Here is a 20416-nt window from a genome sequence, read left to right as displayed (position 1 = left end):
AATATGTTTCATAAAGTTTTAGTTTCGGATGACCTAGGAAGCATCAATCAAGGTGTTTTAACAGTCTTAGATAGCATGTCTATAAAAAACGTGCAGCAAGTACAATATTGTGATGATGCCTATTTAAGGATCAAAAAAGCAATTTTAGAGGATGCTCCTTACGATTTATTAATAACCGATTTATCTTTTGTATCAGATCATAGAGAACAACAATTTACTTCTGGTGAAGAATTAGTAATCGCTTTAAAGAAAGAACATCCAGAGTTAAAAATAATAGTCTATTCTGTAGAAGACCGTTTACAAAGAGTAAGAAGTTTAATGGGTACGCATAAAACCAATGCCTATGTATGTAAAGGCAGGCGAGGTTTAATAGAACTAGGTAAAGCCATTAAAGCGGTGTATAATGATGAAATCTATGTGTCACCACAAGTAGCGCAAGCATTAAGTGAAAAAACAAATTTAGAAATAGACGGTTTTGATATCGAGTTAGTAAAACTTCTTTCTAATGGTTTATCTCAAGATGAAATTAGTGCACATCTTAAAACGAATAATATTACACCTAGCAGTTTAAGTTCTATAGAGAAACGTCTGAATAAATTGCGTATTCAGTTTAAAGCGAATAATGCCATTCACTTAATTGCAATTGTTAAGGATTTAGGATTGATATAAAAAAAACCTTTTACGGGAAACAGTAAAAAACAGATTAATTTTTTGCTTAAAATTGTGTGCTTGTTATTAGAATCAGCAAATTAAGGAAGAGAAGAGGCAATCTGTAATGGTTGCCTTTTTTTTTACGGTTTGTTATAAAAACATCCTTTTTAATAGGCTTAAGTTTGGTAAAAGGAATAATATTGGAAGTCCAAAACCTAATTAATTCTTTAACTGAAAAAAAATAGATCAGTTAAAAGATAAAAGGAAACTAGAGAAATATAAACACTATGGATAATACTTATGTATTTGAAAAACAGTTATTAAATACTGCTAATTTAGATTAAATTAAATTGTCAAGCTATGCCCAAATTTTGGTTCTTTTTATTCGTAATTATATTATCCTCTTATAAATATTCAAATAGCACTTTAAAGCCTACAATCATCGCAGGAAAAGTAGTCGGTATTATGGATGGCGATACTTTTAAACTATTAACTAAAGACTCGATAACTGTAAAAGTACGACTAGCAAATATAGATTGTCCTGAAAAAAAACAAGCCTTTTCAGCAAAAGCAAAACAATTTGTATCCGATGCCGTTTTTAGCAAGCAGGTAATCGTGGAAGTTTTAAAGAAAGATCGATATAGACGTTTAATAGCAAATGTGTTTTATGGGGATTCTATTAATCTAAACCACCAACTAGTTAAACAAGGATTAGCTTGGCATTATGTTAAATATTCAAAAGACACCATCTTGCAAAGTTTAGAAGATCAAGCAAGAAAGGATAAAGTTGGCTTGTGGGCAGATAAAAATGCTATTTCTCCATGGCAATGGAGAGCTAATAAAAAGAAAGCATATAAGTTGCGAAAACTAAATAAAAAAAAGGATTGAGAAGCAATCTAAGTTTAAATGAAACCTTTAAAAATAATATTATTAATTTTAACTTTTGCATTTACATGTACTGCAATAGGGCAAACCGTTTACACAACAAATACAGGAGAAAAGTATCATAAATCTAGTTGTCGATATTTAAAATATTCAAAAAAAGAATACACTTTAGAAAAAGCAATAGAATTAGGCTTTAAAGCTTGTTCCGTTTGTAAGCCAACAAACAGTAATACCACAGCTACAAATGCTAATGCCTTTTCTTCAAGTCAAAGGAATACAACAGCCAAAAAAACAACAGCAACACAATGCACAGGTAAAACAAAAGCAAGTAAGCGCTGTAAACGGAAAACAAAAAATGCTAATGGTAGATGTTATCAGCATTAAAGAATAAATAAGTATATAACATACAGACTTACATGTCCTACGTCTTCGTAATGACTTTAACAAAAGCACACGTATTTAAATTAAAGTATACTGTTAAAAAACAGCATCTTACAAATATGTGTGTTTTATTTTATAAATTAGAGTTTAATCAAATTCTAAAATTTATGAAAAAAATTACGCAAGTACTTACACTATCATTTGCACTATTCACTATTGGAATTCAAGCACAAACTTTTCCACTTCCGTATTGTGAGATTACAAATGCAGGAGATGTTTTGGTGGAAGAAATCACAACAGTTAATTTTGGGGAAGCTACTATTGTCAATACAGATATTACATCCGTATTATTAGATGAAACTGGAACTATAGTAACTGTAAATCCAGATGGGATATATACTCTTGAAGTTTCAGGGAATACCTACGATATGAATGGAAATGCTTTCGATAATGATATTGTTGCATTTATAGATTGGAATCAAAATGATGTTTTAGATGATGCTGGTGAAATCTACAACATAGGTACTATTACTGGATCTACAGGAAACGATGGTGTTTCTGTGATGCTAAATATAACAGTTCCAACAAATGCTAATTTAGGAAACACACGTATTAGAATTACCAAAGTCTATCAAGACCCAGACTCTCCAGCAGTTGTGAATCCATGCGCTATAGAATTTTATCCCTTCGGTTTTGGTCCTTATGCAAGTTACGGACAAGCCTTAGATTTTATGTTAGAAGTAGAAGTTGCTCCTGTTTTTCCGCTTCCGTATTGTGAGATTACAAATGGAGATGGTGTTTTGGTGGAAGAAATCACAACAGTTAGTTTAAATGGAAGTACTATTAATAATACCGATATATCTTCTGTTTTAATAGATGAGACAGGAACTATTGTAGCCGTAAATCAAGATGAAATTTATACACTGGAAGTTTCTGGGAATACCTATGATATGAATGGAAATGCTTTTGATAATGATATTGTTGCATTTATAGATTGGAATCAAAATGATGTTTTAGATGATACTGGTGAAGTTTATAATATTGGAACCATTACTGGTTCTACAGGAAGTGATGGTGTTTCTGTAACTATGGATATCCCTATTCCTTTAGATGCTGAAGAAGGAAGAACGCGTATTAGAATTACCAAAACGTATCAAGATGGAGACTCTCCAGCAGTAGTAAATCCATGTGCTATAGAATTTTATCCCTTCGGTTTTGGTCCTTATGCAGGTTACGGACAAGCCTTAGATTTTACAATAGAAGTAGCACCAGCTTTAAGTATAGATACCTTTGATATGGAAGCTTTATCCGTTTTTCCAATACCTGCAAAAGATATTTTAAATATAAAGTACAAATCCGTATTAAATGCAGTGAAGATTTATAATCTTTTAGGACAAGAAGTGTATGCTGAAAATACGGCTTCATCTAATTTAAAATTAGACATATCGACGCTTTCTGCAGGTGTTTATATAGTGAAATTACTAGCAGAAAAAGGACAGCATAATATTAGAATTATAAAGCAATAGAAGTAGATTAAGATTATTTCACTACATTTAAACTATAATTTAAAAGAAAAATATTAAAACAATACAATCATGGCTAAATCACAAGATTCAAAGAAAAACGTAAAAAAAGAAGCAGCGTTAACACCTAAAGAAAAAAAGGCTGCAAAATTGGCTAAAAAGGCAGCTAAAAAATAATAACTTGTTATAACATATAAAACCACTCCAATTGGAGTGGTTTTTTGATATAATGCTATTATCTTTATATTCATTATTAAAAAGCACAAAATTTATGGACATTAAACTTGCAGTACTTATTGATGGAGATAATATTCCTTCCGCTTATGTAAAAGAAATGATGGAAGAGATTGCTAAATATGGTAATCCAACCATTAAACGTATTTATGGCGACTGGACCAAACCTCATTTGTCTAAATGGAAAAATGTATTGTTAGAAAATGCGATTACTCCAATTCAGCAATATGGTTATACTACAGGTAAAAATGCTACAGATTCTGCCATGATTATTGATGCCATGGATGTTTTGTATTCGGGTAAAGTAGACGGGTTCTGTTTAGTATCTAGTGATAGTGATTTTACTCGTTTAGCTACGCGATTGCGTGAAGCAGGAATGCAAGTATTTGGTATTGGCGAAAAGAAAACACCAAACCCTTTTATTGTTGCTTGTGATAAGTTTATATATATCGAGATTCTTAAAAATCAGGCCGAAGAAAGTGAATCAGAATCGTCTACAGAAAAGTCTGTGAGTAAAGAGAATAAATACGATAAAATAACACAAAAAGAAATTAAGTTTATTGCAGCAACTATAGATGATGTTGCAGATGATGATGGTTGGGCTTTTTTAGGAGATGTTGGAAGTTTACTGCAAAAGAAACAACCCAATTTCGATTCTAGAAATTACGGATTTCAAAAATTAACGCCTTTAATTAAATCTATTTCCACTTTTGAAATTGAAAGAAGAGAAGATGCTAGAGGACGTTCGAAGCTTATTTATGTAAAGATTAAAGAAGTGAAATCTAAGGGTAAAAAGAGATAGGGAAAAAGAAAGTGAAAAGTTAATGGCCTTTCGAGGTAAGAAGCAATCTCATTAATGTATATATCAATAATAAATCGTACTGGCTCTCCTCTTTTTTAAAGAGGAGAAAGAATTTAAATTCTTTTTCAGAATTTGAAGAAAGAGGAGTTAATAAAAGTGCTTCGCCTTTTTCTACAAACCATCCGATTTTTGTTACAACAAAAACCACCTTCCTTTAACTAAAGGAAGGAGCACCTAAACGCAAATTCTTTTATAAAATTCCGTATCGAGAACTTCTGATTAATTACTTCTCGATACCATTTGCCCATGCTTCACAAATCACTCGAAGTGACAAAAAAAGATGTATACTATTTATCGAGTTGAGTTGCATTATTCCTTGTCCGTTCGAGTGAAATTACATTTTGTCCGTTCGCGTGAAATTCTTTTTTCAGAATTTTGTATCGAGAACTTCTGATTAATTACTTCTCCATACAATTTGTACCTACTTCACAAATCCCTCGAAGTGACAAAAAAAGATGTATACTATTTATCGGTTTGAGTTGCATTATTCCTTTTCCGTTCGAGTGAAATTACATTTTGTCAGTTCGAGTGAAATTCTTTTTCAGAATTTTGTATCGAGAACTTCTGATTAATTATTTCTCGATACCATTTGCTCATGCTTCACAAATCACTCGAAGTGACAAAAAGAGATGTATACTATTTATCGAGTTGAGTTGCATTATTTCTTGTCCGTTCGAGTGAAATTACATTTTGTCCGTTCGAGTGAAATTCTTTTTCAGAATTTTGTATCGAGAACTTCTGATTAATTACTTCTCCATACAATTTGTACCTACTTCACAAATCCCTCGAAGTGACAAAAAAAGATGTATACTATTTATCGAGTTGAGTTGCATTATTCCTTGTCCGTTCGAGTGAAATTACATTTTGTCCGTTCGAGTGAAATTCTTTTTCAGAATTTTGTATCGAGAACTAGTGTATTACTTCTAAAAATCCCTCAACCTCAAATCTCTTTTTTTCTTCTTTTTTAACAAAGCAGCAAACTTTAAAAATAAAACAGCAGTTAAAAACGCATCACCAGAAGCCGTGTGTCTGTCGTGCATAGTAATATGAAACATGTCGCAGAGTTGATCCAAACTATAATGTTTTACGTCTTTAACGTATTTCGTTTTTTTATAAAGCTGTCCCGTGTCTACCAATTTGTTTTTAAGTTTTGGCAAATCCATTCGTTTTAGAGCTTGGTTAATCATAGCGACATCAAATGCAATATGGTGCGCTACCAAAACAGCACCTTCAATATGTTTTAAGAATAGCTTTATACCTTCCGTTTCTTCTATTTTATGAATAGATCCTGCTTTTAAAATGCCATGAATTTTTACTGTATCTGCATTAAAATGTTCTTGTTGTACGTAACATTCTAAGCTGTCGGAAACGTTTATACTAAAGTTTTGTATGGTAACTGTACCAATAGATAAAATAAGGTCTTCGTTTGGATTTAGTCCTGTAGTTTCGGTATCAAATACAACAAAACGCGTCGCTTCTAAAAGGTTGTTTATGCCTTTAAAACTTTCCGCGTAAGCGTTATAAAAATCAGGATATGTTTTGCGTTTAAACCAATTCATTTATAATAATTGAGACAGTTTAAAACGAATTTTTAATAAATCTTGTATGTCCTTTATTGGCTTAAAACAACCTTTAAGTTTTAGCCTGTCAGCTTTACTTAGGCTATTCAGATCTATAAATCTTCCAGAATCATTATTTTTTAAACCTTGTTGTGTTCTAAAACGCAGTAAAATCCGAAAGGCACTAATACAAGATTCGTATAAATCTTTGGTTTGCGGTTCTATTTCTGCAAGTTTTTTAAAACGTTCAATAGTACTGTTGACGTCTTTGGTGTTGTGCGATAAAACAAGCAATCGCGCAGCATCTACCAATGGCATAATAGCACGTGCTTTAATATCAAACTGGTCTTTGTGTTCCCCCGAATCTTCTACTAAAAAATTTCTAAAAAAGCTTAAAGGTGCTGGGTTTTTTAACGCATTTTGTCCCATAAAATTCAAGAAGATTTCATAGCTATCTATGGCTTCAAAAATACTGGTAGACATCTCATCAACAAGTTTATGATTTCCATAAACCAAATCGTAATCAAAAAAGATGTTACACAGCATCATTTTATCTGGATCTGGATGCGTAATCCAATTTTTAAATTGTGCTTTCCATTCGGTAACCGACAAACACCATTTAGGATTACTAGCCATCATATTGGCGGGACAAAGTTCAAAACCAACGGTATTTAGTTTGTTGTTAATCGCTTTTGCTAATTGTATAAAATAGGAGGTGACTGTTTCTTTTTTTTCTTCGGAAACATCTTCAAAAACCAAAGCATTGTCTTGATCTGTGAGCAGTAATTGTTCTTTTCTGCCTTGGCTACCAATCGCCAACCATGCAAAACCAACAGGTGGCTCTTGTTGTATTTCGGTAATACTTAAAATAATAATACGTTTGGTAATAGCTTCGTTTATTGCTGAAATAATATTGGCAATAAATGAAATTGGAATATGTTGTTCTATATAGTTTTTAAGCAGTTCTTGTGCCTTTTCTCGGATGTATTTTAAAGCTTCGGCTGAGGTTGCTCGCTTAATCTCTTTAATTAACACGGAAGGGTTATTTCCGTGAATTACAATAATATCATGCTCAGATAAAATCCCAATTAATTCTGAATTGGTGGTGCCATCTGTAGTAATACACAAATGGGAAATTTCATTTTTCAGCATGGCTATTTGTGCTTCTGCAACCGTAATAGTTGGCGGAAACGTAATAACAGGAGCAGACATGATGGTTTCTACTTCTTCACTTATGGCGTGCAAACCTGTTGCAATTTTATTGCGTAAATCTTTGTCTGTAATAATACCAATCGGTTTTTTATTATGGGTAATAACAATAGAGCCAACTTTATTTTTACTCATCACCAAACAGGCATCTTTTATAATGGTGTGCGCCTGACAAACAATGGGGTTTTTAGAGAAGTTTGCAGATTGCACTTCTGTAAAACTATTGGTGTTTGGTTGTAAAAAATCTTCGTTAGCAAATAGCGTTCCTTTGTCTTCTTCCGAATACGGATTACGCGTATTAGTAGCAAAACTGGCAATTAAAAACTGATTGGCTTTGGGGTTGGTAATAATAATTTCCTCTAACACTTTAGAAGACATACTGTAAACAATACTTTCTTCAATAGCTTTGGCGTCTAGCAAGTATTGATCTTTCCGAATTAAAGCGCGTAGACCAAAAATATCACCTTCATCACATTCATCTACCAAACTATTTCCGCGATAAATACCAATAGCACCATCTTTTACCACATAAAACGAATCGTGTAAATCTTCATTTTGCTTAAAAATAAAGTTGTCTTTTTCTATATAATGCACTTTAACTTGCGTGGCAATGCTAAATAGTTGCTCGTGAGTTAATGCATCAAAAGGAGGGAAGCCTTTTAAGAAATCTAAAATACGTTCGGCAATAGTATTCTTCATGCTACTAAGTTATAGAAAAAGAAGCGGTATTGTTCTGATAATTATCATATTGTTGCTAAAATACTATAGTTATTAAATGAAGATTTATTTCTTTAACTTAGTGTTCTAAATCCTTCCGTTTTATGAAAATCAAAATAGTAGTGCTAGTCGTATTAAGTGTATTATGTTTAAACTGTAAAAAAGAACATGGACAAGAACATGCAGGACATTCTGAATACGAAGCCACAAATACTTCCGCTGAAAATTATCTAAAACCGCAAGAAAAAGACCAGTTTTTAGGTGGCATTAAAATGATTCCTATACAAACGCCAAAGGGCGAGTTTAAAGTATGGACGAAACGTGTTGGTAATAATCCCACCATGAAAGTCTTGTTATTACATGGCGGACCAGGAATGACACATGAGATTTATGAATGCTTTGATGGGTACTTTCCGCAGGAAAATATAGAATATTATTATTACGATCAACTAGGGTCGTATTACAGCGACCAGCCAAAAGATTTAAGTCTTTGGGATTTAGATCGTTTTGTAGAAGAAGTAGAGCAAGTGCGAATAGCCTTAGGTTTGAATAAGGATAATTTCTATTTATACGGACAATCTTGGGGAGGAATTCTAGGGATGCAATATGCGTTGAAATATCAGAAAAATTTAAAAGGATTAATAATTTCTAATATGGTAGCTTCTATTCCAGAGTACCAAAAGTATAGTGATGCCGTTTTAGCACCTAAAATGAAACCCGAGGTTTTAAAGGAGATTATGACTTTTGAGGATAATGAAGATTATGGGAATCCGAGATATTTAGATTTAATTGTAAATAATTATTATATCGAGCATGTGATTAGAATGCCAGTTGCTGATTGGCCAGAACCTATTAATAGAAGTTTTAAACATTTAAATCCGGATGTCTATGTAACCATGCAAGGACCAAGTGAGTTTGGAATTAAAGGAGATGCAACGCTTAAAAACTGGGATGTAAAAGATAGATTGAAAGAAATAAAAACACCAACATTAACTATTGGAGCCACACATGATACTATGGATCCTGAGCATATGAAATGGATTTCTACCGAAGTTGAAAATGGAAGGTTTTTACTTTGCCCTAACGGAAGTCATTTGTCGCAATTTGATGATCAGAAAGTATTTTTTAAAGGCTTGATTGCGTTTATTAAAGATGTGGATAATGGTGCTTTTAAAGACTAAGTCAATGCAAACTTGCTAAATCATCCTTTTTTCTTTAGCTAAAGTATCTAGCCTAAATAACGTAATTTAAATAGTATTTGGTGCGGGTAGTATTAAAAAAAAAATAATTTGATTCGAAATAAAGCGGGTAAGAATACTGTTTTTTATATGGTTTGTTTAATTTTACGCAAGATTGATAATTTATAAATGTCTTTGTTTTTTATGATGCGTTGCGCGGTTTTAAAATTAATATTTTTTGGTGTTTTATTCTTTTTAGTGCCTTCTTCTTTCGGACAACAAAAGGAAGGTAGTATAGCTATGCAATACTTAGATTCTGCAGAAGTTTATATCGATGAGTTTCCTAAAAAAGCTGTTGCTTATTTAGATGTTATTCCAGAACCAATAGAAGAAAATCTAAAAGGGAAAGTAGCCAAATATTATAAACTAAAAGCAATAAGTAACAATGCGTTAAATCAACAAGCAGAAATTTTCAATAATTTTCTACTAGCTTTAAAATATGCTGAAATAGAAAAAGATTATGACACCGCAGGAATGTCTAGTTTAGAATTGTTTTATAATATTTATTCTATTAAGGAAGATACTACAGCAATGGTGTATTTAGATAAAGCAAAAACGTATTACGAATTAGGTAATAATAAAAATGGGCTTACAGAAGTGGAGCAGATGTATGCTTATATTGAGTTTCAAAATAAAAACTATAAAAAAAGTAATGCTCTGTTATTAGCACATTTAGAGGACTATAAATCTATAAAAGAAGACGGTTATTATTATATGTATGCCTTGTTTATGCTAATTTCAAATTATTTAGATTTGAATGATTTGGAACATGCAAAACAATTCTTTCAACCTTTTGAAAGGTTAAGAAATGATGTAACAATTTCACCTTCATTATATAAAAAGCATGAAGTAACTTTATATAACTGTTTTGCCGAAAGGTATTTTAAAAATAAAAAAAAGGATTCTTTAAAAATATATTTAGATCAAGCAGAAGCATTGCGTTTGTCAATGAATGATGCAGATGTTGAAAATTATTTTAAACTAAAAAGTAATTACTATGATGAAATAAATAATATAGAATTTAAAAATAATTATGTAGATTCTTTAAAGGATTTTCATCAAAGAAATTTGAAAGAAACTTTAGATGCAAGTCTTAAAATAAATAAAACATTAATTAATACGGAAAATAATTTACGAGAAGAAAGTAGCAAGAAGAAGTTAAACAGAAATGCTATGATAATCTTGGGATTTGTACTTCTTGTCTTTATTGTTTTTGTAAGTGTTAAAAACAATAAAATAAAACAAAAAATAGGAGAGTTTACTAAAAAGAAAGAAGAATATACATATATGCAAACCAACCATGAAAAATTGCAGGTGAAGGTTCGCGGATTAGAAGATTATTTAAATGACGTGAAAAAGGAAATCAAAAGTATTTCGAAAATAAATGACACACCAAAACAAAGAGAGCGAATAAAAGAATTATATAAAGATTTACACTTAAACTCTTCTACCGTTTTAGATAAAAGCAAAAACCATCTAGAGCTTGTTAATGATTTGAATATCGATTTCTTTAATACCATGAATAGTAAACATCCAGAATTAGATGATTCAGAAATTATAATCTGTTATTATTTACACATCGGATTTAAAAATAAAGAAATAGCAGTATTCTTAAATAGATCACTAAGGTCGATAGAGAATAAAAGATTTAGAATAGGAAAAAAAATACATCTTAAAGCAACGAATCTAAATTTATTAGAATATCTAAATGCGCTTTTTGAAGAAAATAAAAAAGTTGTCTAATACAATAATTTTATATCTCCACACCTTACGGTAATTGAAAACCAGTTTTTTATAGAAGTGAGTAATTAGTGAGTAGTCCTTTTTGTTTTATTACTTCCGAAGTTTTTAATATTTGTAGGAACAATTATAATGTTCTACTAATTTTTAAAATGGATAAAATGAAAAAAATTACCTACCTATTAATGTTGTTTTCAATTGCTGCATTTAGCCAAAATACAGAGGATGCAAATTGGAGATCTATTTATGGCAATAACGATGCTAGTTTTTATGAAATCCAAGCAGATTTTAATGCCTATTGGAAAGGCAAAACGCCAGAGCGCGGACAAGGATATAAGCCTTTTAAAAGATGGGAAGATTATATGGCACCAAGAGTTTATCCTTCTGGAGACATCAACTTACCTTCTAATAACTACAACAATTATATCTCTTGGTTAAAAGAAAAAGGAAATAGCAAGGAAGAAATTACATACAGAAGTTCTTTATCAAATTGGACAGAGATTGGACCAATTGGTGCTGCAGGTGGACCAAGCCCTTACACAACAACAGGTGCAGGAAGAACAAATTTTGTAAGATTTGATCCAAGTGATAACAATATTATGTACGTTGGTACTCCTGATGGAGGTTTATGGAAATCTACAAATGGTGGTGCTTCATATACAACCAATACCGATTTTTTAGCAGCTATTGGGTGTTCTGATTTAGTCATAGATCCTACAGATACCGATATTATGTATCTAGCAACGGGTGATTTAGAAGGAAATAGAAAAACTATTGGTGTTTTAAAATCTACAGATGGCGGAGCAACTTGGAATACTACTTCATTTGCAGTAGCTCCTTCGAATGGATATCTTATCTCTAAATTAGTAATGGATCCAAATAATCCTTTAAAGATGATTGCTTCTACTAATGTTGGTACTTTTAATACTAATGATGGTTGGGCAACATATTTCTATGGTACATTCCCTGCTGGAGATCCTAATCTTCAAGATATGGAGTTAAAACCAGGAAGTTCATCTACAGTATATGCATCAGGTACTAACTTTTATAAGTCTACAGATTTTGGAGTTAATTGGACGGAAGTTACTTCTGGATTACCAACTTCAGGAATTGTTCGTATTGCATTAGGAGTAACTCCAGGTAATGATTCCTATGTGTATGCATTATATGCTAATTCCGCGGGTAATAATTATAATGGTATGTATCTATCAACAGATAGCGGTACTACTTTTACAACACAATCTACTTCACCAAACTTATTAGGTTATGAAGCGGATGGTTCCGATGCTGGCGGACAAGCATTCTACGATTTATCGATTGTTGTTTCTCCAACAAATCCAAATATTGTAACTACAGGTGGCGTGAACCATTGGCAATCTACAGATGGTGGTGTAAATTGGGTAAATACTACGGTTTGGGATTCTGGCGAAATACATGCAGATGTACATGAATTATACTATTTACCAGGAAGTGCTACAACCATGTTTTCTTGTAATGATGGTGGTCTTTTTAAATCTACAGATAATGGAAATGATTGGTATGATATTAGTGGTAATATGGGAATAGGACAAATGGTGAAATTAGGATTATCTCCTTTAACGGCAACAACTATGGTGGCAGGAGAACAAGACAATGGTTCTATTTTAAAAACAAATTCTAGTTGGTATGCTATCAATGGTGGAGATGGCGGAGAATGTTTTATCGATTATACAGATAATAATACCATTTATACACAATATGTAGAAGGTAAATATGCACGTACTTATGATGGTGGAACAAATATGAATCCTATTGTAACAGGTCTTCCAACAGGAATAGATTTTTATAGTCCTTTTAAAATGGATCCTGTAGATAATTATACCATATATTCTGGAGGTACTCCTACATTATATATTTCCACTAATCAAGGAGATAATTGGTATCCGTTAGCGACCTCTTTAGGTACAGGAAGTATTACCGATTTTGTAGTTGCACCTAGTAATACTGCTGTAATATATACAGTACAAGCAGATGCTATTTCTAAGTCTACTGATTATGGTGTTAGTTTTACTAATGTTACCGGAACGCTACCTACAACTGCAGCTTTTTCTAGTGTTACCGTATCTAATACAAATCCAGATAAAGTTTGGGTAACCTATTCTGGTTACGAAGCTGGAACTAAAGTGTATCAATCTCTTGATGGAGGATCTAATTGGACAAGTATTTCAGCAGGATTACCTAATATACCTATGAATACTATAGTATATACTAATAATACGACTTCAGACGCTATTTATGTTGGAGGAGATATTGGTGTATATTATTTCAATAATACCTTATCTGCTTTTGAATTATTTAATATTGGTCTACCTAATACAAGTATAAAGGATTTAGAGATTCATTATGCTACAGCAAAAATTGTTGCTGGAACCTACGGAAGAGGTGCGTGGATAAGCAATTTAAATGATGCTACATTAGATGTAAATCAAAATGAAGTTGCATTTGAAATTAAGGTTTTTGAAAACGAAAACGAACAATTAAAAGTGAAATCTACAACACATACTATTAATAGTATTACTGTTTTTGATGCCTTAGGTAGACGAGTATTTGACCAAGTGAATATTGGAGCAAAAGAGTTTACCATTGCATCTATTAAAAGAAAGCAACAAGCTTTATTTGTAAATGTTACTTTATCAAATAATTCTATAATTTGTAAAAAAATAATGTTTTAATTAATAATTGTTTAATAGCGGGAAAGGGGGTTTCTATTTTAGAAACTCTTTTTTTTTAATATTAAAAAAGAATAACATATTTATAATTAGAACACAATCAATAATTTACTCTATTGAGTAATTAGTGAGTAGTCCTTTTTTTATTTAGTAGTAGACGGCTCCATATATTTGATGAGATTATTATTCTAAACAGGAAATAATATAAAAATAAAATTAGAAGAATAGGCCATATGAAGTAGGAAGCAAATAGAATAGCATTTCAAAATATCCGAAACTAATTACAAATAGTAAACGAAACATTACATTACCAATACAGTGCATGGTACACGAATATAATTTATAATGTAGTTGGTGTTTAGTATAAAACGCAAACTTAAATCTTAGAAAAAATAGTGTAGATGTTAATCATGTGGCTACACAGAAGATAGTTATTAAGTGAGGGAATAATTAATTAATGTTAATTATTGTAATTTGAAAAGAGCCCTAAAAAGGCTCTTTTTTTTGATTTTTATACAGATAAACTTGGTTTTAATTTCGCTACTTTTTTCTTGATATAAATAAAAATTAGAAGCGATAAAAAGCCAAATATAGTAAAGCCAATAAATAGAGGTAAAGCAGTGTCTTTTACAAAACTACCAATATAATTAGCAATTGGTACCGCCATTATGGTAGAGATAAAGCCCGTTAAAGCGGCTCCAATTCCAGCAATATGACCAATAGGCTCCATCGCAATGGCTCTTAAATTCCCGAAAATAAAACCAATAGTAAAAAACTGAATAGCCATAAATAATAGTATGATCGCTAAGGACGGGTTTGTTGCTGCACTCCAAAAAAGAAGCACGTATAACAACGCATTTATACTAAATACTATAATTGCTATATACGATAAACGCCACATACCTAAACGCATTACAAAACTACCATTTAAAAAGGTAGACAATCCAACACCAGCGGCTAATCCAGCAAAAATATATGGAAACTCTTCTATTAACCCATATTGATTCTCAAAAATAATTTGTGAAGCACTTAAATACACTATAAATGCTCCAGAAATAAAACCAGAAATAATGGTGAATGCTATAGTTTCTGGATGTTTTATTAATTCCTTTACACCATCAATAAATACGTGTTTACTAAACTTTATTTTATATTCTGGTTTCAGCGTTTCCGGTTGTCTTTTCCAAAACCAAATACTGACTAAAAATGCCATTACTAATTGTACATAAAAAATACCTTGCCATTCATAATGGTTTAAAATAAATTTTCCCATTACTGGAGCAATAACTGGCACTAAAATGAAAAAAGTGGTCACAAAAGACATGATTTTTGCCATATAATCTCCTTTGTACATATCTCTAATGACAGCAATAGCAATGGTTCTTGGAGCTGCTAAACCAATACCTTGTAAAATTCTACCAAAGATCATCCATTCTAAAGATGGAGATAAAACACATATTACACTCGCGACCGTAAAAACAGCAAAACCAATATATACTATAGGTTTTCTTCCAAAGCTGTCCGATAAAGGTCCGAACAATAATTGCCCAAATCCTAAACCTAAAAAAATCATGGTAATTAATAACTGATTGTTATTGGTGTCTAGACTATTAATAGAAACCCCAATAGCAGTCATCGCTGGTAAAATAGCATCAATGGCAAGTGCTACAATAGACATTAAGGAGGCCATTAAGGCTATAAATTCAAGCTTTACAGGTTGGTTTTCTTGCATCTTGCAAAAGTAAGTCAATTATTAACTATTTTTGGGCTTGAAATCTTAATTAAATCTTAATTATGCTAATACATACTTTGGTAAAACTCTTTACAAGAGACTTGAATGCTTTAATAACAGAAATTGAAACGTATACCAAGGAAACTAATTTGTGGATAACCAACGAAGCGGTGAATAACTCTGCAGGAAATTTATGTTTGCATTTGGTAGGTAATTTAAATGCTTTTATTGGTGATTCTATAGGAAACACAGGTTACATACGACAAAGAGATTTAGAATTCTCACTTAAAAATGTACCTAAAATAGAATTAATTAAGCAAGTTAAAGATACGATTATAGTAGTTGAAAATACACTTAAAATGGTAACGGAAGCCGACTTGCAAAAAGAATATAAGCGTCGTGTTTTTGAAGATACCATGACTACCGAATACTTTTTAGTCCATCTAACCATGCATCTTTCCTATCATTTAGGACAAATAAATTACCACCGACGTTTATTAGATAACTAACAAAAACCGGTCGGTCATTCTTCTTAACAAAACATTAATTTTTTAGTGTAAGTCTATTGCTTTTTCAAACGTATCTTTGCTTAACATTTATATAAATATGCAACATTTAAAAACTTCAGATTCTAAAGATAAAACCAAACCAAAAGTAACTTTAAAACAAGCGTTTAAAACCATTATTTGGCCTAGACGTAAATTGGTATTTATTGGTTTAATTCTAATCATCATTAAAAGTCTTTCCGGTTTAATATTGCCTTGGCAAAGTAAAGTATTACTCGATGACGTAGTGCCCAGTGGAGATACCAGTAAATTATGGACCCTTATTGCCATTGTAATTATTGCAATATCAGTGCAAGCGGTTACTTCTTATTTACTAACAAAAATATTAAGTGTTCAAGCGCAATATTTAATTTCAGAATTACGAGCTCAAGTTCAAAAAAAGGTGCTTTCGCTTCCTATTAGTTTTTTCGATAACACAAAATCGGGAGCATTAGTTTCTCGAATTATGACAGATGTAGAAGGCGTTAGAAATCTTATAGGTACCGGTTTAGTACAATTAGTTGGAGGAACATTTACAGCAGTAGTATCTTTATTTATCTTGATTAAACTGAATGCTTGGATGACACTTTTTGTATTTATTCCATTATCTATTTTCGGAATAATCGCATTAAAAGCATTCAAATATATCCGTCCTATTTTTAGAACTAGAGGTCAGATAAATGCGGAGGTTACTGGTCGTTTAACCGAAACTTTAGCTGGAGTTCGCGTAATAAAAGCCTTTAATGCCGAAGAACAAGAAAATGTAGCTTTCGAAAAAGGCGTGGATAGATTATACCAAAATGTAAAAAAGAGTTTAACAGCTACTGCTTTAATGACCAGTTCTTCTACTTTTTTAATAGGAGTTGCAACTACTGGAATCATGGGAATTGGTGGTTATTATATGATTATTGGCGAAATGACCACAGGAGATTTTCTGTTTTTCACCTTAGTATTAGGATTTATGATTGCGCCAATTATTCAAATGAGTAATATTGGTAGTCAGTTAACCGAAGCTCTTGCAGGTTTAGATAGAACGGAAGAATTGATGAATATGGCTGCCGAAGACGATGACGAAAATCGTACCGAAGAGCTTCAAGATTTTAAAGGGGAAATAGAGTTTAAAGATGTTTCTTTTGCATACGAAGAAGGAAAACCTGTCCTTCATAATATCGATTTTAAAGCGCCTTCAGGTTCTGTAATTGCTTTGGTAGGAAGTTCTGGTTCTGGAAAATCTACCATCGCAGGATTATCGGCTACTTTTTTAAATCCGGAATCTGGTACCATTACAATTGATGGAAAAGATCTTTCTAAAGTGAAATTAAATAGCTTCCGAAAACATTTAGGTGTGGTATTGCAAGATGAATTTTTGTTTGAAGGTACCATTCGTGAAAATATTATGTTTCCAAGACCAAATGCTTCCGAAGAACAATTGCAAGCAGCGGTAAAAGCAGCCTATGTAAATGAATTTACAGATCGTTTTGATGATGGCCTAGAAACTTTAATAGGCGAAAGAGGTGTGAAGCTTTCTGGCGGACAAAGACAACGTATCGCGATTGCAAGAGCTATTTTGGCAGATCCGAAAGTTATTATTTTAGACGAAGCGACTTCTAATTTAGATACCGAAAGTGAAGCATTAATTCAGAAATCTTTATCGCAATTAACCAAAAATAGAACGACCATCGTGATTGCACACCGATTAAGTACGATTCGTAAAGCAGATCAAATTCTAGTCATCGAAAACGGAAAAATTGCAGAGCGAGGTAATCATGAGGATTTAATAGCATCTAAAGGTCGATATTTTGATTTGTATACTTATCAGGCTAAAATTTAATTATTTTACGCTTAGAATAAGAAGGTTACTATAAATGGAGATAATTTAAATGTGTATTTTTGTTTGGTAAATCATTAAAATGGCACCATTAATTACAGCAGAAGATAAATTAAAAGAGCGTATTAAAGAGCTTAGCTGTTTGTATGCAATAAGTTCGTATATCGCTAATTGTAATATTGAAAATATTAATCCTACCATACAAGCGATAGCAATTAGTTTAAAAGATGCCATTCGTTTTCCTGAAGATGCTTCCGTTGAAATCTTGGTTCATGATGATTTATTTAAAACAGGAAAAGAGCCTTTAGAAAAGGTGTTTATTCTTTCTGCTATAAAAACATTTAACACGCCAATAGGTTCTATAAAAATTGGCTATTCGGAAGCTAAATATACGTCGAATAGTTTTTTAAACGAAGAAAAACAGCTTTTGCAAAAAGTAGCTTTAGAGATTGGTAATTTACTAGAACGCAAACAAATTATAGAAAACGAAGCGATCACTAGACGACAAATAGAACGTACGGATCGGTTATCTATTTTAGGAGAAATCACAGCTGGAATTGCGCATGAACTCAATACGCCTTTGGCAAATATTTTAGGCTATTCCGAATTATTAAAAGAGCAATTTGTCAATAATACCGATGCTTCTAACGATTTAGAAAAAATCACTAACAGTGCCATTTATTCTAGAGAAGTCGTTAAAAAGCTCATGTTTTTTTCTTGCGATATGCCACAGCAAATGCAACTAACAAACATTGTCCCTATTATTAAAGATGCAATAAGTCTTTTAAAACCCAATTTCATTAAAAAGAATATTGATTGTCAGTTACATATTTTAGAAGATAGTATTACACTTCGAGTGGATGCGATTCAATTAACACAAGTTATTTTTAATTTAGTAATTAATGCTATTTATTTTTCGCCAGAAAACGGCATTATAAAAGTGCATGTAACCCAAAATGAAAAGGATATTGAAATAGTAATTAGCGACCAAGGAAAAGGAATTGATGCAGGTAGTAGCGATAGTATTTTCAATCCGTTTTACACCACCAAACCCGTTGGTGAAGGTTCTGGCTTAGGATTGAGCGTTGTGCATGGCATTGTTAAAAGTCATAAAGGAAGTATAAAACACAAACCGAATGTTCCTAAAGGAACTATTTTTACTATACACCTTCCTAAAAATTAAAGCATGGAATTCAATCGTGAAAATATATTAATTGTCGATGATGATGTTCATATTTTAGAACTCATACAACGCCATTTACAAACATTAAATTACCATACGTATAAAGCAATTTCAGTAAAAGAAGCGATCGCTATTTTACAAGATAAGTCGATAGATTTATTAATTACCGATTTAAAAATGCCTGGTGTGGATGGTTTAGAATTAGTAAAATATGTTTCCGAACATTTTCCGAATATCCCTAAATTAGTGGTTACTGGTTATCCTTCTATCGATGGTGCTTTAGATGCTCTAAAATCTGGCGCTATGGAATATGTAACCAAACCATTCACTAAAGAAGAATTAAAAACTGCAGTTACAAAAGCATTAAAAGATACACCGAAAAAAGCACCATTTGCATCTCATAAATCGGAAGAGAAAAATGCCTATGGCGAACTTATTGGGCAATCGGAAGCATTAAAAAAAGTAACCGATGTTATCGATCGGGTAAAAAATAATAAAGCAACTGTTTTTATATCTGGTGAAAGTGGTACCGGAAAAGAATTAGTAGCACGTTCCATTCATTACCTAGGGAAATTTGCTACAGCACCTTTTGTTGCTGTAAATTGTGGTGCAATCCCAGAAAATCTTTTAGAAGCAGAATTGTTTGGCTATACAAAAGGCGCATTTACAGGAGCAGAAAACGATAGAAATGGATTTTTTCAAGCCGCTAATAAAGGCACTATTTTTTTAGACGAAATTGGTAATGCATCTTTAGCAACACAGTTGCGTTTGTTACGTGTTTTACAAGAAAAAGAAGTGGTTCGCGTGGGATCGCAAAAAGTAGAACCTGTAGATATTCGCGTTATTGCTGCAACCAATGTGAATTTAAAAGACTTAATAAAAACAGGGCGCTTTCGCGAAGATCTCTATTACCGTTTAACCGTTGTGGAATTAGAAGTTCCGCCATTACGAGATCGTAAAGATGATATTCCGCTTTTAGTGAAAAAGTTTTTGTTTAAATATGGTGTGGAATTTAAGGATAAATTAATTTCTATTTCTCCGGAAGCACTTACCGCTTTAGAACGCTATAATTGGCCAGGAAATATCAGGGAATTAGAAAATGTAATCCAACGCGCTGTAATTATGTGCGACAAGCAGGTTGCTATTCAAGACTTACCAGAACATTTAAAATACACCATCCAATTTCCGGAAGAAAACCAAGAACTCTTACCCTTAAAAACAGTGGAAAGAAATTATATTCTTAAAGTTTTAGAAGCTACAAATAACAACAAAACAAAGGCAGCTAAAATTCTACAAATAGATCGCAAAACCTTAGGCGAAAAAATAAAATAATTCCTTTTAATAGTGCGTATTATTTACGCAGTTGGGGAGTTTCTACACACTTCAATAATTCGCAAAACGCTTTAGTATTGCATGTAACA

Annotated in this window: 15 protein-coding genes; 12 read left to right on the top strand and 3 right to left on the bottom strand. The window is 32.1% G+C overall.

Annotated elements, in window-relative coordinates; all coding sequences use genetic code 11:
- The first annotated feature begins 3 nt into the window (after window positions 1-3).
- The 5 genes from ACVCZW_RS18680 to ACVCZW_RS18660 all read left to right on the top strand — a co-directional run bounded on the left by ACVCZW_RS18680 (window position 4) and on the right by ACVCZW_RS18660 (window position 4476).
- Window positions 4-669: a DNA-binding response regulator gene (locus ACVCZW_RS18680; RefSeq protein ID WP_452233160.1), complete on the top strand. Its 666-nt coding sequence runs from the start codon at window positions 4-6 to the stop codon at window positions 667-669.
- A 342-nt stretch (window positions 670-1011) separates the two neighbouring features.
- Entirely contained in the window at window positions 1012-1539 is a 528-nt protein-coding gene (locus ACVCZW_RS18675; protein WP_452233159.1) for a thermonuclease family protein, read from the top strand.
- 18 nt (window positions 1540-1557) lie between these two features.
- Window positions 1558-1920, top strand: coding sequence for a hypothetical protein (locus tag ACVCZW_RS18670; RefSeq protein ID WP_452233158.1), 363 nt, complete (start codon window positions 1558-1560; stop codon window positions 1918-1920).
- 164 nt (window positions 1921-2084) lie between these two features.
- Complete coding sequence (locus ACVCZW_RS18665; protein ID WP_452233157.1) at window positions 2085-3443, top strand: T9SS type A sorting domain-containing protein; 1359 nt, start codon at window positions 2085-2087, stop codon at window positions 3441-3443.
- A gap of 268 nt (window positions 3444-3711) precedes the next feature.
- The gene (locus ACVCZW_RS18660) at window positions 3712-4476 is read left to right on the top strand and encodes an NYN domain-containing protein (protein WP_452228290.1); all 765 of its coding nucleotides are present in this window, start codon (window positions 3712-3714) and stop codon (window positions 4474-4476) included.
- A 983-nt stretch (window positions 4477-5459) separates the two neighbouring features.
- Here ACVCZW_RS18660 and ACVCZW_RS18655 read toward each other — a convergent pair.
- Together ACVCZW_RS18655 and ACVCZW_RS18650 are read right to left on the bottom strand one after the other, a co-directional pair.
- Complete coding sequence (locus ACVCZW_RS18655) at window positions 5460-6095, bottom strand: 3'-5' exonuclease (RefSeq protein ID WP_452233156.1); 636 nt, start codon at window positions 6093-6095, stop codon at window positions 5460-5462.
- Window positions 6096-8003 (bottom strand): DUF294 nucleotidyltransferase-like domain-containing protein, encoded by a 1908-nt coding sequence (locus tag ACVCZW_RS18650; protein ID WP_452233155.1) that lies wholly within the window; start codon window positions 8001-8003, stop codon window positions 6096-6098.
- 122 nt (window positions 8004-8125) lie between these two features.
- Between ACVCZW_RS18650 and ACVCZW_RS18645 the strand changes: the two genes are divergently transcribed.
- The 3 genes from ACVCZW_RS18645 (at window position 8126) to ACVCZW_RS18635 (ending at window position 13710) form a co-directional block, all read left to right on the top strand.
- Entirely contained in the window at window positions 8126-9202 is a 1077-nt protein-coding gene (locus ACVCZW_RS18645) for a proline iminopeptidase-family hydrolase (RefSeq protein WP_452233154.1), read from the top strand.
- Window positions 9203-9403: 201 nt separating this feature from the next.
- Complete coding sequence (locus ACVCZW_RS18640; RefSeq protein ID WP_452228294.1) at window positions 9404-11002, top strand: hypothetical protein; 1599 nt, start codon at window positions 9404-9406, stop codon at window positions 11000-11002.
- Window positions 11003-11160: 158 nt separating this feature from the next.
- Window positions 11161-13710 carry a T9SS sorting signal type C domain-containing protein gene (locus tag ACVCZW_RS18635; protein WP_452228295.1) on the top strand — a complete coding sequence of 850 codons (2550 nt, stop codon included), beginning with the start codon at window positions 11161-11163 and terminating at the stop codon, window positions 13708-13710.
- Between the two features lie 508 nt (window positions 13711-14218).
- Here the strand turns inward: ACVCZW_RS18635 and ACVCZW_RS18630 are convergent.
- Complete coding sequence (locus ACVCZW_RS18630; protein ID WP_452228296.1) at window positions 14219-15439, bottom strand: multidrug effflux MFS transporter; 1221 nt, start codon at window positions 15437-15439, stop codon at window positions 14219-14221.
- A gap of 62 nt (window positions 15440-15501) precedes the next feature.
- Here ACVCZW_RS18630 and ACVCZW_RS18625 point away from each other — a divergent pair, with 62 nt between their 5' ends.
- The 4 genes from ACVCZW_RS18625 (at window position 15502) to ACVCZW_RS18610 (ending at window position 20327) form a co-directional block, all read left to right on the top strand.
- Complete coding sequence (locus ACVCZW_RS18625; protein ID WP_452228297.1) at window positions 15502-15948, top strand: DUF1572 family protein; 447 nt, start codon at window positions 15502-15504, stop codon at window positions 15946-15948.
- 97 nt (window positions 15949-16045) lie between these two features.
- The gene (locus ACVCZW_RS18620) at window positions 16046-17815 is read left to right on the top strand and encodes an ABC transporter ATP-binding protein (RefSeq protein WP_452228298.1); all 1770 of its coding nucleotides are present in this window, start codon (window positions 16046-16048) and stop codon (window positions 17813-17815) included.
- Between the two features lie 79 nt (window positions 17816-17894).
- Window positions 17895-18995, top strand: coding sequence for a sensor histidine kinase (locus tag ACVCZW_RS18615; protein WP_452233153.1), 1101 nt, complete (start codon window positions 17895-17897; stop codon window positions 18993-18995).
- Between the two features lie 3 nt (window positions 18996-18998).
- A complete protein-coding gene (locus ACVCZW_RS18610; protein WP_452233152.1) occupies window positions 18999-20327 on the top strand; it encodes a sigma-54-dependent transcriptional regulator in 1329 nt (442 codons plus the stop codon).
- The last annotated feature ends 89 nt before the right edge of the window (window positions 20328-20416 follow it).

Source organism: Lacinutrix sp. MEBiC02595 (assembly GCF_053601555.1).
This window is presented reverse-complemented; position numbering and strand designations above follow the sequence as displayed.

What these genes read in the sequence shown, in the direction of transcription:
- ACVCZW_RS18655 (WP_452233156.1), bottom strand. Translation starts at nt 6,095, where the DNA reads ATGAATTGGTTTAAACGCAAAACATATCCTGATTTTTATAACGCTTAC.
- ACVCZW_RS18610 (WP_452233152.1), top strand. Translation starts at nt 18,999, where the DNA reads ATGGAATTCAATCGTGAAAATATATTAATTGTCGATGATGATGTTCAT.
- ACVCZW_RS18645 (WP_452233154.1), top strand. Translation starts at nt 8,126, where the DNA reads ATGAAAATCAAAATAGTAGTGCTAGTCGTATTAAGTGTATTATGTTTA.
- ACVCZW_RS18640 (WP_452228294.1), top strand. Translation starts at nt 9,404, where the DNA reads ATGATGCGTTGCGCGGTTTTAAAATTAATATTTTTTGGTGTTTTATTC.
- ACVCZW_RS18630 (WP_452228296.1), bottom strand. Translation starts at nt 15,439, where the DNA reads ATGCAAGAAAACCAACCTGTAAAGCTTGAATTTATAGCCTTAATGGCC.
- ACVCZW_RS18665 (WP_452233157.1), top strand. Translation starts at nt 2,085, where the DNA reads ATGAAAAAAATTACGCAAGTACTTACACTATCATTTGCACTATTCACT.
- ACVCZW_RS18650 (WP_452233155.1), bottom strand. Translation starts at nt 8,003, where the DNA reads ATGAAGAATACTATTGCCGAACGTATTTTAGATTTCTTAAAAGGCTTC.
- ACVCZW_RS18620 (WP_452228298.1), top strand. Translation starts at nt 16,046, where the DNA reads ATGCAACATTTAAAAACTTCAGATTCTAAAGATAAAACCAAACCAAAA.
- ACVCZW_RS18615 (WP_452233153.1), top strand. Translation starts at nt 17,895, where the DNA reads ATGGCACCATTAATTACAGCAGAAGATAAATTAAAAGAGCGTATTAAA.
- ACVCZW_RS18680 (WP_452233160.1), top strand. Translation starts at nt 4, where the DNA reads ATGTTTCATAAAGTTTTAGTTTCGGATGACCTAGGAAGCATCAATCAA.
- ACVCZW_RS18625 (WP_452228297.1), top strand. Translation starts at nt 15,502, where the DNA reads ATGCTAATACATACTTTGGTAAAACTCTTTACAAGAGACTTGAATGCT.
- ACVCZW_RS18670 (WP_452233158.1), top strand. Translation starts at nt 1,558, where the DNA reads ATGAAACCTTTAAAAATAATATTATTAATTTTAACTTTTGCATTTACA.
- ACVCZW_RS18675 (WP_452233159.1), top strand. Translation starts at nt 1,012, where the DNA reads ATGCCCAAATTTTGGTTCTTTTTATTCGTAATTATATTATCCTCTTAT.
- ACVCZW_RS18660 (WP_452228290.1), top strand. Translation starts at nt 3,712, where the DNA reads ATGGACATTAAACTTGCAGTACTTATTGATGGAGATAATATTCCTTCC.
- ACVCZW_RS18635 (WP_452228295.1), top strand. Translation starts at nt 11,161, where the DNA reads ATGAAAAAAATTACCTACCTATTAATGTTGTTTTCAATTGCTGCATTT.